Here is a 12,340-nt window from a genome sequence, read left to right as displayed (position 1 = left end):
TTGTGTTATACAATAGTTACCAGGTTTCTTCTGTCAAAGGAGACAGATACGGAAATCAAAAATATAATCCCTCTGATGAATTGCTGTAATACTAAGTCCAATCCCCACAAAATCATGCCGTTTGATAAAATCGTCATGATAAGGCTTCCAATAATTACACTGCGGAATCTTGCACCGGCTCCGCCGGAAATCGGCATTCCGCCCAAAAGCATCGCCAGAAGCACATCAAACTCAAAGCCCGACCCCGTATTGGCGGAAGCGGAGGCTGCTCTTGTCAGATAGAAAAATCCCACTATCCCGGCCACCGCACCGGAAAACATAAAGCTGCATATTTTATATTTATCTACTTTTATTCCTGATTGAAATGCCGCTTCTTCCCCGGAGCCAATCGCCTTGCAGTATTTTCCCACTCTTGTCTTGTTATAAAACACAGCCCCCATGGCAAATGCACTTACCATTAATGTAACCTTTAACGGAGTATTTTCCAAAAACATCATGCCTGGCGGCAGGCTTACCGCACCAGAGGCAATTAAGGTCCCCTGAATTCCCCGAAATATAAACGCCGTAGATAGGGTGGTTATGATTGCCGCCACTTTGAGTTTTGCATGAACCACTCCATTCAGCAATCCGCATGCGGCTCCCGTTCCAATTACAACAACAACGGAAAGGACCGGATTTATCCAAGCCGCAAATCCTGCCAATGTAGCTGACAGCCCTACGATTCCCCCAAGAGAAAAATCCAGATTTCCCTGTGCCATAAGAAACGAGACTCCCGTTGCACCTAATGCAATAAAAAACATAGAGTTCAGCAAGGCTCCTATATTCATCCTGGAGATAAGCCTGCCCCTGCTTACTATCTCAAAGAAAATTATCAGCAAAATAAGTACAATTAAAGGAACGGCAGTCAGGAGCATTTGCTTTTTTTCTTCACTGTTTTCTTTTAATGCAAGTATTCTCTCTTTCACATCCGCTTCTCCTTCCTGTTAAATCATTACTTCTATTAATTTCTGCTCTGTGAATACCTCATTCCTTTTGAATTCCCCTGCCTGTTTTCCGTCTTTGAGAACTATTATTCGATCACTCATGCCCAGGAGCTCCGTCAGCTCTTCCGAAATTACCAGAATGGATTTCCCTTCTTTTTTCAACTTCTCCATTAAGCGGTAAATTGCAGCTTTCACACCTACGTCTATCCCCCTGGTAGGGCAATCCATAATAAATACTTTCGTATCATTGGCCAGCCATTTCGCTATTACAATTTTCTGTTTATTCCCTCCGCTCAGGCTGTTTACAGCTGCTTTGACAGAAGACATTTTTGTGTTCATGACTCCCGCCCATTTTTCAGAAAACTCCTTTTCTGCTACGGATGTGATAATGCCGTTTTTTTCTATCTTGCCATAGCCGGAAACACAAATGTTATCCTGTATGGACATTGTAGTCAGCAGCGCTTCCGTATCACGGTTTTTTGACATATATCCTATGCGGCGCTTAATAGCTTGATTGGGGCATGTAATGGTTTCTTCTCCATTGTAGATAACTCGTCCCTTATCCGGTTTCATAATACCGAACATCAGCTTTCCCAAATCATGCATACCGCACTCTGTCAGTCCGCCTATTCCAAGAATCTCTCCCTTATGCAGTTCCACGGTAACATTTCTCAGCAGCCCGTAAGAGATGTTTTCTGCCTTTAGAACTACTTCATTTTCATAACCGCACTCCCAATCCGTGCGGTAGTAATCGCCGCTGATTTCTCTTCCTACCATGAGATTGCGAATCTTCTGCTCTGAAAATTCCGCTTTCTCTAAGGTTGCTGTCATAACTCCATCCTTCAGCACTGTTACGGCATCACTTTTATTCATAACCTCATCTATATCATGTGATATGAACAGCACGGAACCGCCTTCTTTGCAAAGCCGTACCATTAATGAATACAAAAGCTCTCTCCCCTGCCTTGACAACGCCGTTGTTGTCTCGTCCACAATCAGAAGCTTGGGTTTCATATAAAACGCTCTTGCAATCTCAAGAAGCTTCCTGTCCTCAAAGCTTAAATACCTAGTCAGTTCTTTCGGGCGGATATGTGTGATTCCTACATCATCCAGGGCTTTTTGCGCCGCATGTTCCATTTTTCTCCGGTTCACAACGCCTCCCCGCACAAACATATGCTCTTTTCCTATAAACAGATTTGCCGCCACAGAAATTGTAGAAACCGTACTTTGCTCCTGGACAATCATACAGATATGCTGATTATTGGCATCAATGATATCTGCAGGAATATATTCCCTGCCCTCATATATCATCTGACCCCGGTCTGCTTTCCGGATCCCGGAAATAATAGAGGAAACCGTTGATTTTCCGGATCCGTTCTCCCCTATAAGCCCTCTGACTTCACCGGAATATATTTGAAACGAAACATCCGTCAATGCTTTTGTAATGCCAAAAGACTTATAAATATTTTTCACTTCCAAAAGCACCTTTTTCTGCAAATTAATTTCACCTCTCTTCTTTTCTTTCAGCTAGTTTGTTCGTAATTATAAAATATAAAAAAATAAGGTTTAACAAAATAAAAAAAACTTTTATTTTGTGTAATATTCTTTTAAAAACATAAAAAAGGGCCCTGCCAGACTCCCAAAGCGTTTTCATCTTGGAGCTTGGCAGGACCGTTTGTTCCTGCTCGGCATATAATAGGTACCGCCGCAAAAAATAAATTCATACATTCTCCTTTACCAGTTGATACATCTCTCTATAACCCATCCCCTGCTCTTTCGCAAGCTTCTTCACACTCTCATACTCCGGATAGCGCATCTCCTTCCCGCCAAGCAGACACACCTTTACTTTCGCCTTCCCATAAGGCGTAGATACCTCCTCTATCCTGCGCTCCAGGCTTTCCCGCTCCACAGGATAGCGGCGTACTCCAATCGTAGTCGTCTCCCGGAATAAAATAGCATTCATCTTTTCAATCTGCTCCTCATCACAGAGCACGGAGAGCTGATATGCCGGCCGGTTCTTTTTCATATAAATAGATGTGAAAAATGCGTCTCTGGCCCCGGCCTCCAAAAGGCATTCCAGACAGTATCCCATAACCTCCCCGGAGCAGTCGTCAATATTGCTTTCCAGCATCCAGAGCCTTTCTCCCGGCTGCCGCTCTTCTTTAATAAGCATAGCTCTCAGCACATTGGCCCTTGGAAATTCCTTTTTTCCGGCTCCCAGGCCGATTTTTTCAATCGTGAATTTCTCCGGCTTCTTTCCCTCTGACAGCGCCGCAATGGCGGCTCCCGTGGGCGTCACCATCTCGCCCTGCTGCTCCGTCTGCTTAAGGGTAAGCCCATGGCCGGATGCTATCTCAAGTACCGCCGGAACAGGAACCGGCAATATTCCGTGCTGGCAGTGCACATGCCCCTGTCCTTCCCAAATATCCGAAGCAACAACTCTGTCTACGTTAAGCTCCTCCATGCATGCCGCAGCAGACACAATATCCACAATAGAGTCCACGGCCCCCACCTCATGAAAATGAACTTCATCTGCCGGACGGCCGTGAACCTTTCCTTCCGCTTCCGCCACAATCCGGAACATCTGCTTTGACAGCTCCAGTACTCTTGGCTTCAAGCCTGCCCCATCCAGCATCTGTTCAATATCTCTCCAAGTCCGATGGGCATGTGCATGGGGACCATGAGCATGGTGATGTTCTTCTCCATGCTCATGATGATGCGCATGTTCATGATGCACATGAGCCCCTTTCTCTTCTTCCAAAATCACGTCAAAATCACAGGCATCCAGCCCGGATTTCTGTACTCTTCCAATCCGTATCTCATAGCCGTCCAGGGGTAATTGCGCCAGCGTATGCCGCAAATTTTCCTCCGTAGCTCCCAGATCAAGCAGTGCTGCCACCGTCATATCTCCGCTGATTCCCGAACGGCATTCCAGATACAAAGTCTTCTTTTCTTCCATATAATTCCTCCGTCTTAGCTTCATAATCATTGCAGGATACGCCTTTATCTTTTGATGGCTGCTATCCGTTCCTCAAGCCTCCAACCGCTAAGCGGTTAATCTGTGTCGCCACATAAGCCGCTCCATAGCCGTTGTCTATATTTACCACCGTAATCCCATTGGCACAGGAATTCAGCATAGTCAGCAGTGCCGAAAGGCCATGGAAACTCGCCCCGTAACCCACGGAAGTAGGCACTGCAATCACCGGCACCTCCACAAGCCCGGCAACCACACCGGCCAATGCCCCCTCCATACCCGCAACCGCAATCACACAGTTTGCGCCTTCGAAAACATCCATATTGGAGAGAAGACGGTGAATCCCTGCCACTCCCACATCAAAGAGCCTTACTACCTGTGTACCAAAAAACTCTGCTGTCTGCGCCGCTTCTTCCGCCACCGGCACATCCGCCGTTCCTCCTGTACATACAATAATTTTTCCGATTTTTTCTTTTTCCCTTTTTTCCACCTTAAGTATCTTGGAGATGGAATCAAAAACCGCCTCCGGCACCGCTTCCCGTACCGCTTCATACTGTTCCCGGCTTGCCCTGGTTCCCAGAACATCTATCCCTTCCCCTGTCAGGGTTTGATAAATTCTAACCAGATGCTCTGTTGCCTTGCCGCTGCAATAAATAACCTCCTCAAAGCCTTGCCGGAGCTTTCTATGATGATCCAGCTTCGCAAAGCCCAGGTCTTCATAGGGAAGATTCTTTAATTGTTTTTCTGCCGCTTCTATAGTGACGCTTCCTTCCTTTACCTGCTGCAGCAATTCCGTCACATTCATATATATTCCGCCTCCGATTCTCTTTCAGTTCCATTTTAAACACACACCATATGCAATCGCTTATGGTGTGTGTACAAATCTGCTCAGTCGATTTCCAATGCTTCATTCATGCTTCCCATTCGATATCCGCAAAGATCCAGTGTCACATAAGTAAATCCCAAAGCCTGAAGCTTCCTGAATATCTCCTGGCGCTTTGCTTGTCCTGCTGCCTGTTCAAAGTCCTCGCCTGTCAGCTCAAGTCTTGCCAAATTCCCGTGAACTCTTACCCGAAGCTGCCCGAAGCCCTGATCTCTTAAGTAGTCCTCCGCCTGCTCTACCATGGATAGTTTTTTCTCCGTAATGGGGTCTCCATAAGCAAAACGTGATGCCAGGCAGGCCGCCGACTGCTTGTTCCAGGTAGGCAGTCCCCATTCTTTGGAAAGCTGCCGTATCTCCTTTTTCGTAAGCCCCGCTTCTTTTAAAGGGCTTAATATACCCTGCTCACATATGGCCTTTGTGCCAGGCCGATAATCCTTGGCGTCATCCACATTGGAGCCTTCTATGATATGACTGAGCCCTTCTGCCTTTGCAATTGTCCTCATCTGTTTTAAAATTGCAGTTTTGCAGTGATAACACCGATCCGGCGGATTCTTTGCAAAGCCATCCACCTCAAAAGCAGGAAAATCAAACTCTATATGGCGAATTCCTTCTGCTTTTGCCAGCTCTCTTGCTTCTCTAAGCTCTCTTTCCGGAAAGGCACAGGATCGGGCCGTTACTGCAATCGCCTGTTTTCCCAGCGTCCGATGGGCAGCGGTCATTAGGAATGCGGAATCCACCCCGCCGGAAAAGGCAACGGCAGCACTTCCCAGAGCCTTCAAATATTGTTCCAGCAAATGCAGCTTTGTATGTAAGATATCCATGAAACAAGCCCAATCTCCTTTTCTGACATTTAATCAAATTCTAGCATGTGCATTATAAAACCGCAAGCAGAATCAAACAGATTATCGAAAGCCATACATGTTATACCCGCAAATAGCCATAATCAGAACCATCAAGCCTTCAAACAGGTAATTTACATGCTTTACCTGAATTTTTCTATTAATCCTGCTGCCGGCTTTTCCTCCTAAAATTCCTCCAATTACCATAAGAACCAAAAATAATACCTCAATTTTTGGTATATTCCCTGACAAAATCGTCTGTGTCAGGCTAAAAATTTGGGAAACAAGGATTACAAATAAAGAATTAATAGCCGCTTCTTTCGTATCCATAGAAAAGAAATAACTGAGAACCATCAGGTTAATAGGACCTCCCCCAATCCCCAGAAAAGCCGAGAAAAATCCCAATAAAATTCCCACGCCAACACAGATAAGGGCATTTTTAAGTTTTAATGTATGTATTTTGCTTTTTTTTAAGGTATATAGAAAAGTGATGAAGGTGATCGCCAAAAGCATTGCTGCCTGAACAAATCCCACCGTATTCTCTGAAGCAACCATATTTTTGATAACTTGAAAAAGTGTCTTTCCTGCCAATCCTCCAACTGCCGATCCAATCGCAAGGGGTAGAGTAACCGCAAATTTCACATGCACCGTCCTGTTTCGCATAGAGCTTCCCACAGAAACTGCTGACATAGCGAAAACAGTACACCCTGAAAGAAAGCTAATCGCTGAAACACTCATAATTCCTGCGGCGTCCAAAAGCGGCTTTATAATAACGCCTCCGCCGATTCCGCAGATTGCTCCGACAACAGATGCCAGAAAGCTGACCAAAAAAAATATAAAATACATTCTATTTTTCCCCTAACACAAATCTTTCCACGATTTTTATGACCGGAACAAGTTCGGCACCACAGTCAGCAGATACGCTGCTGTGGTGCCGAAGCTGTCTGCCGCTTATACTCCCGACAAATCATCATCTTTCATGCACAGATGAACGGCACTTAGCTTAAAGGTTTTCGGCAAAGCAAGAATATTGGGATTGTCTCCCACATATTTTTTCTTTGCGTCCTCCAATGCCTCTTCAAAGGTTGCCCGTGTCTTAAGTCCCATACCTCTTGCAATCCCCGGCTCCTGAGCACCTACAATGTAAATTGCACTTGTGTCCATTTCCGCAATATGGCCGCAGGACATCATCGAAAATCCGTGGAACGGATGAAATGCGTTTGCAAACCGATATTTCCGGATGTATTCCTCATTTGTGGCAAAGTATTCCCCATAGCGGTTCATATCAGGCAGCACATTCATATAATCATGCTGGAACATCTCATACAACTCCCGCAGGTACGGCCATCTCTCATCATGAAAATATCCGTTGCAGACAGAAGAACAAATAATTACACAGTGGTCACTCATAACCCTTTTATGACGAATCACCTGGGCAGACAATGCCTGCATCAGCTGAATGGGATTCGTTCCCATTCCGTCGCCATAGTGGAAATTCTGGGGCATGCCAAATACCATCACATCATATTTCTTTTCCGCAAAAGGCACGTAGGTACGCTTATTTGCCATAGCCCAGGATTTTGGCTGCATGACGGCGGCATAGCCTGAATTAATCTCTATCTGCCGGGAATAAGTATCCAATACTGCATCGCAGCAGAAAAAGGGATGACCCATTTTTTCTTCCATCAGCATACCAATCTCATCAAATTTTGTACGCATTAAGCTATGACCGGAAACGGGGGTAAAATCAGCACGGTGCATCACATCAGGCACATGATGGCTCGCAATAGAACGCCAATGGGTAATACCTGTTGCGCAGTGCTTGTAGCCTCCTGAATACCCGCCATAAGGATTTCCCTGGGTATGGCCGATCAGAATGGGGATATCACAGTCAAATACGTACTTATTCATCAGCACCCGATCTCCACGCTTTGTGCAGCCTAAGTCTACCAGGTGGTCATAGTCCTCGGAATCATGGCTTGTAATCTGATGGGACCAGTAAAATTCATCAAAAAGCTCTTCTCCTAAAATCTGCTTTGCCTCATTTACGGTGGTTCTTGGGTGAAGCCCATTGGAAAACAAAAGAAGAATATCCTTTTTTTCAACTCCTGCTTTATACAGTTCATCCACAATCAAGCGAACCGCTGTTTTCCGGTGGGACGTCGGCTGACAGCCGCCTTTCACAATATCCGGAATAATAATCACTGCCGTGCTGCCCTTATGCGCTAATTCAGCCAGGGGCTTCATACCCATTGGATTGCAAAGAGATTCTTTTGTTTTCTCTGCTATTTGCTCCTCCGGGATATACGGTGGATCTGGAACAGTCTCTCCAGGAATGAACACATCCGTTGTATCCGGCAAATGGGCAGACATGATGCCATTCCCGTATTCAAAATCAAGTTTCATCTATTTATCCTCACTTTCCCAAATATGTACGAATAATCTCCAAATACTCATCCGGATAGAAGCCTATCTCGCCGCTGAAACGGGTCAGTGCAATCAGACCCCCGTCAATCTCCCGGATAGAAGACAGCATTTCTGCGTTATCTACCTTGAGACCGCCCCCATACACCACATCAATCCCTCCGGCAGTTTCTTTAATGAAACGGGCAATTTTTGTGATATACGGCTTATCAGCAGGCGTTTTTCCCGGCCCGATGGACCAGATCGGCTCATAACCAATCACCACCTTTGATTTGTCTACGCCCTCAAGGCCGATATTCAGCTGTTCCCCCAGAACCTCCTGCCATCGTTCCTGTTCCTCGCTTTTTTCTCCAATACAGTAGAGCACCTTTAATCCCCTGGAAACCGCCAGCTTAATCTCCTGGTTCAGAATACGATTGACAGCTGCCGTGTCGGCAGCCTTTGCCTCTGCCAAAATCCCCATCTTGTCATTTCTTTCTTCACAGTGACCGATCAGAACTGCCTGCACCCCCATAGCCGCAGCCGCAGCCGCCGGACGGTTTGCAGTAAAAGCGCCAAAGCCGTTTGCCCCCGTATCCTGACGATAGATGCCCTGGCAGCCTATTTGTATGGGACTCCCCTCACTTTTTGCCGCAACTGCCTGCATCAAATGCGCTTCCGGAAAAAACTGTACAAATTCCGCTTCCGCCGGATCATATTCCTTTAAAGCTTCCTGGGTGTTTGCAACAATGCAGCTTCCCCATTCCGTAATCGGAGCGATCCGGTTCACTCCCCCAAACTCCACAGGAACATCAAAACGTTTTAAATTCAAATATAAATGCTTCATCAATATCCTCCAAATATCCGACCCTTTTATTATTTACTGCGGACCATCCCATGGCCGTGATCATCATTTGTAAAATATGCATTTGCCCCATGCTTACGGTAATAGTGCTTGTCACTCATAACCTTGGGGATAGGCTGCCATTCCGGCTCAATCGCCAGCATATGCACGGCCATCTTGCAGATCTCTTCCAGCACAACCGCTTTATGGACCGCATCCCAGCAATCCTCTCCCCATGTAAACGGTCCATGATTAACAGACAATGCTGCCGGTACCTCCGCCGGATCGATTTTATGTTCACAAAAATATTTCACAATGGCCATTCCTGTATTCCACTCATAATTATGGATAATTTCTTCTTCCGAAAGAGCATCCACACAGGGAACAGAGCCTGCAAAATAATCCGCATGGGTCGTGCCAAAGCAGGGCACGTCTCTATGCAGCTGCGCCATAACCGTAGCAAAAGTAGAATGGGTATGCACAATGGCATTACAAGAAGAAAAATTCTCATATAACGCCCGATGGATATCCAGATCCACGGAAGGATTCAATGGATTTTTTTCTCCCGGGATCTTATTTCCGTCAAAGTCCACAACACTAACGTTTTCAACCGTCAGCTCCTCATAGGGAATCCCCACGGGTTTTATCACAATTATCTCACGCTCTCTGTCAATCCCACTTACATTTCCCCATGAATACAAAACCACACGACGTTTTGGCAGTTCTTTGTTAGCCTCCACAACCATTTCCTTTAATTCTTGTATTGTCATACTCTCATATCTCCTTTTGTGCCTGCATATAAGCTTGATAGTTGTCACACAAATTCCCTTTTTTATCAAATAAGGTAAAATAGCCGCCTACAATTACATCAGCTCCGCACCGGATACATTCCATGGAAATCGGAATATCCGCTCCGCCGTCAACTTCTATCAGTACGGGGGCAGTTCCGATCAGTCTGCGCAGCTTTCGAATTTTTTCATAGGTATGGGGTAAAAATGTTTGTCCCGAAAAGCCCGGCTCTATTGCCATCAGTGTTATGCAGGAAAGATACGGAAGCAAATCCGCAAGAACCTCAACCGGTGTGGAGGGATTCAAAGCCGCTGCCGCTTTCATACCGGCAGCCGTAATCTGCTGACATAAGCGAAAGGGATTCACTGTTGTCTCATAATGAAAGCAATAATACTCTGCTCCCAGGTCAGCAAAGGGCTTTACAAAATCCATAGGATGGACGCTCATCATATGTACATAAAGAGGCAGCTTTGAAAGCCTTCCGATGGCACGTGTAAGATCCGTACCAAATGCAAAATTCGGAACAAAGCTTCCATCCATCACATCAATGTGAAGCCAATCAACCCCAAGGGTCTCCAACTCCGCAACCGTCTGCTTCAGTTCCAACTGATCCGCACAAAGGAGAGAAGGTGAAATATGATACATGTCATCCCTCCTTACCGCATCCTGAGACACCATAATCCATTACAACCTTCATATTTATCCCACGATTTTCGGCAGCAAAATCCATCATTTCCTGAGCCTGATCAAATTGAAATTTGGCAGAAATAAATCCGTCCATATAGACCTTCTGATCCATCACCAGCTCCACCGCCTTACGGAAATCTTCTTCCGTATAAGTAATATTTCCATACACGTTCAGCTCATTGCGCTGTATTTTTGCCACATCAATCAGAACCGGTTCCGAATAATTTCCCACAATTACAATATCCGTCGTCTTTCCGGCCAGCTCCAAAATCTGGGGAAGAACCGCTTTTGCTCCAACACAGTCTATAATCACATCCGGAAATGTGCCAAAAGCCTCTTTTGCCACATCCGTCAAAGTACGGCTATGGCTGTTCAGGCAAATTGAAATCCCTGACCTTTCTGCCATTTTCACTTTATCTTCACTCAAATCACAAATGCACACTTGCTTTGCTCCCAGTAAGCCGCAGGCTTGAGCTGTAAAATTGCCGATCGTTCCCGCACCTACCACCAGCACCCGCCTGCCGCAGACCTTCCCACGCACAGCCGCATGAACTCCCACCGCAAAAGGCTCAATAAGCACCGCCTGATCTAAGGGACATTTTTTCGAGATCGGATAGACATAATGTTTATCAATTACAAAATACTCCGCACCAAGCCCGTCCGACTGCACGCCAAGGCAATTAAAATTCTCACAGGCATTTTCATGTCCTCTCTCACAGGAATAGCAATGTCCGCAGCTTAAGATCGGCCGTATGGTAACACGCTCTCCTGCCTTTACGTTCTTTACATCTTTGCCCGTCTTTACAACACGTGCAACCCCCTCATGAAAGGGAGTAACCGGAAACTGCATATACCTGTTTCTTCCCATAAAAACCTGTATATCCGTTCCGCAGACACCGATTCGCTCATTCTGAAGCAGCACTTCATTTGCCCCATAAGAAGGAATCTCGCATTCCCGAATTTCGGCACTCCTGGGAGCAGTAAAAACTATTTTCTTCACAGTCAGCCCTTCTTTTCCATAATTTTCTTTGCGGCCCGAACAATTGCCGCAGCCGTTAATCCATAATGCTCTGCCAAATCCTCCGGTGTACCGGAGCATCCGAACTGATCCTGAATCCCAACAAATTCCATAGGAACCGGACAATTCTTTGCCAGCACCTCAGCCACCGCACTGCCCATTCCGCCCATCACATTATGGTCCTCCACTGTTACAATGCACCCCGTTTTCTTTGCAAATTCACAGATCAATTCCCCGTCAATGGGCTTAATCGATGCCATATCCAGAACTGCCGCATGAATTCCCTCCGCTTCAAGAGCCCTTTGCGCTTCGCAGCATTTTGATACCATATCTCCAATGGCTATTAAGGTCACATCCGTACCCTCACAAACCACCTGCCCCTTGCCGATTGCAAAATCAAGATTTTCTTCCTCATATACCTTCGGACTTCCCAGTCTTCCAAAGCGCAGGTAAACAGGGCCCTCATGTTCGAGCGCCGCTTGTACGCAGGCGTAAGTCTCCGCTTCATCACAAGGGCACAGCACCGTCATATTCGGAATCGCACGCATTAAAGCTATATCCTCGATACATTGATGGCTTCCTCCGTCCGCACCAATTAATACGCCTCCATGAGTCGCACCGATTTTTACATTACAGTTGGGATAGGCGATCCCGTTTCGAATCTGATCGTATGCCCGTCCTGCTGCAAAAGCTGCAAATGTACTGGCAAAAACCGGGATCCCGCAGGTAGAAATACCTGCCGCAAAGTCCATCATATTGCTTTCGGCTATTCCCATATTCATAAACCGCTCCGGAAATTTTTTCGCAAAAAGCACTGTCTGTGTAGCTTTGGACAAGTCCGCATCCAGCACATAGAAATCATATTTTTCTCCCATCTCTGCCAGCGCCTGGCCATAGGCTTCTCTGGTTGATAACATTTT

General features: G+C 46.1%; 12 protein-coding genes. All 12 read right to left on the bottom strand.

Annotated elements, in window-relative coordinates:
* Nucleotides 1-5: 5 nt before the first annotated feature.
* Nucleotides 6-965 carry an ABC transporter permease gene (locus VSQ61_RS04875; RefSeq protein WP_334343325.1) on the bottom strand — a complete coding sequence of 320 codons (960 nt, stop codon included), beginning with the start codon at nucleotides 963-965 and terminating at the stop codon, nucleotides 6-8.
* An 18-nt stretch (nucleotides 966-983) separates the two neighbouring features.
* On the bottom strand, nucleotides 984-2,480 hold the full coding sequence (locus tag VSQ61_RS04870; protein ID WP_334343324.1) for a sugar ABC transporter ATP-binding protein: 1,497 nt from the start codon (nucleotides 2,478-2,480) through the stop codon (nucleotides 984-986).
* 223 nt (nucleotides 2,481-2,703) lie between these two features.
* A complete protein-coding gene (gene larC / locus VSQ61_RS04865) occupies nucleotides 2,704-3,942 on the bottom strand; it encodes a nickel pincer cofactor biosynthesis protein LarC (protein WP_334343323.1) in 1,239 nt (412 codons plus the stop codon).
* 61 nt (nucleotides 3,943-4,003) lie between these two features.
* Complete coding sequence (larB, locus tag VSQ61_RS04860) at nucleotides 4,004-4,762, bottom strand: nickel pincer cofactor biosynthesis protein LarB (RefSeq protein ID WP_334343322.1); 759 nt, start codon at nucleotides 4,760-4,762, stop codon at nucleotides 4,004-4,006.
* A gap of 83 nt (nucleotides 4,763-4,845) precedes the next feature.
* Nucleotides 4,846-5,661, bottom strand: a complete 816-nt coding sequence (gene larE, locus VSQ61_RS04855; protein WP_334343321.1) for an ATP-dependent sacrificial sulfur transferase LarE — start codon at nucleotides 5,659-5,661, stop codon at nucleotides 4,846-4,848.
* A gap of 81 nt (nucleotides 5,662-5,742) precedes the next feature.
* Complete coding sequence (locus tag VSQ61_RS04850; RefSeq protein WP_334343320.1) at nucleotides 5,743-6,525, bottom strand: sulfite exporter TauE/SafE family protein; 783 nt, start codon at nucleotides 6,523-6,525, stop codon at nucleotides 5,743-5,745.
* Between the two features lie 105 nt (nucleotides 6,526-6,630).
* Nucleotides 6,631-8,085: a lactate racemase domain-containing protein gene (locus tag VSQ61_RS04845; protein WP_334343318.1), complete on the bottom strand. Its 1,455-nt coding sequence runs from the start codon at nucleotides 8,083-8,085 to the stop codon at nucleotides 6,631-6,633.
* Nucleotides 8,086-8,095: 10 nt separating this feature from the next.
* Nucleotides 8,096-8,929 carry a triose-phosphate isomerase gene (locus tag VSQ61_RS04840; protein ID WP_334343317.1) on the bottom strand — a complete coding sequence of 278 codons (834 nt, stop codon included), beginning with the start codon at nucleotides 8,927-8,929 and terminating at the stop codon, nucleotides 8,096-8,098.
* A 29-nt stretch (nucleotides 8,930-8,958) separates the two neighbouring features.
* A complete protein-coding gene (gene araD / locus VSQ61_RS04835) occupies nucleotides 8,959-9,696 on the bottom strand; it encodes an L-ribulose-5-phosphate 4-epimerase AraD (protein WP_334343316.1) in 738 nt (245 codons plus the stop codon).
* A gap of 4 nt (nucleotides 9,697-9,700) precedes the next feature.
* On the bottom strand, nucleotides 9,701-10,360 hold the full coding sequence (locus VSQ61_RS04830) for a ribulose-phosphate 3-epimerase (RefSeq protein ID WP_334343315.1): 660 nt from the start codon (nucleotides 10,358-10,360) through the stop codon (nucleotides 9,701-9,703).
* Between the two features lies 1 nt (nucleotide 10,361).
* A complete protein-coding gene (locus VSQ61_RS04825; protein ID WP_334343314.1) occupies nucleotides 10,362-11,402 on the bottom strand; it encodes a zinc-dependent alcohol dehydrogenase in 1,041 nt (346 codons plus the stop codon).
* Nucleotides 11,403-11,404: 2 nt separating this feature from the next.
* A complete protein-coding gene (locus tag VSQ61_RS04820; protein ID WP_334343313.1) occupies nucleotides 11,405-12,337 on the bottom strand; it encodes a transketolase family protein in 933 nt (310 codons plus the stop codon).
* Nucleotides 12,338-12,340: the final 3 nt, after the last annotated feature.

Origin of the sequence: Candidatus Merdisoma sp. JLR.KK006, from assembly GCF_036941035.1 — a bacterium.
Classification (GTDB): domain Bacteria; phylum Bacillota; class Clostridia; order Lachnospirales; family Lachnospiraceae; genus Laedolimicola.
The sequence above is the reverse complement of the archived record's forward strand: the minus strand, read 5'-3'. Positions and strand labels throughout refer to the sequence as shown.

What these genes read in the sequence shown, in the direction of transcription:
- larC (WP_334343323.1), bottom strand. Translation starts at nt 3,942, where the DNA reads ATGGAAGAAAAGAAGACTTTGTATCTGGAATGCCGTTCGGGAATCAGC.
- larB (WP_334343322.1), bottom strand. Translation starts at nt 4,762, where the DNA reads ATGAATGTGACGGAATTGCTGCAGCAGGTAAAGGAAGGAAGCGTCACT.
- larE (WP_334343321.1), bottom strand. Translation starts at nt 5,661, where the DNA reads ATGGATATCTTACATACAAAGCTGCATTTGCTGGAACAATATTTGAAG.
- VSQ61_RS04850 (WP_334343320.1), bottom strand. Translation starts at nt 6,525, where the DNA reads ATGTATTTTATATTTTTTTTGGTCAGCTTTCTGGCATCTGTTGTCGGA.
- VSQ61_RS04845 (WP_334343318.1), bottom strand. Translation starts at nt 8,085, where the DNA reads ATGAAACTTGATTTTGAATACGGGAATGGCATCATGTCTGCCCATTTG.
- VSQ61_RS04840 (WP_334343317.1), bottom strand. Translation starts at nt 8,929, where the DNA reads ATGAAGCATTTATATTTGAATTTAAAACGTTTTGATGTTCCTGTGGAG.
- araD (WP_334343316.1), bottom strand. Translation starts at nt 9,696, where the DNA reads ATGACAATACAAGAATTAAAGGAAATGGTTGTGGAGGCTAACAAAGAA.
- VSQ61_RS04830 (WP_334343315.1), bottom strand. Translation starts at nt 10,360, where the DNA reads ATGTATCATATTTCACCTTCTCTCCTTTGTGCGGATCAGTTGGAACTG.
- VSQ61_RS04820 (WP_334343313.1), bottom strand. Translation starts at nt 12,337, where the DNA reads ATGTTATCAACCAGAGAAGCCTATGGCCAGGCGCTGGCAGAGATGGGA.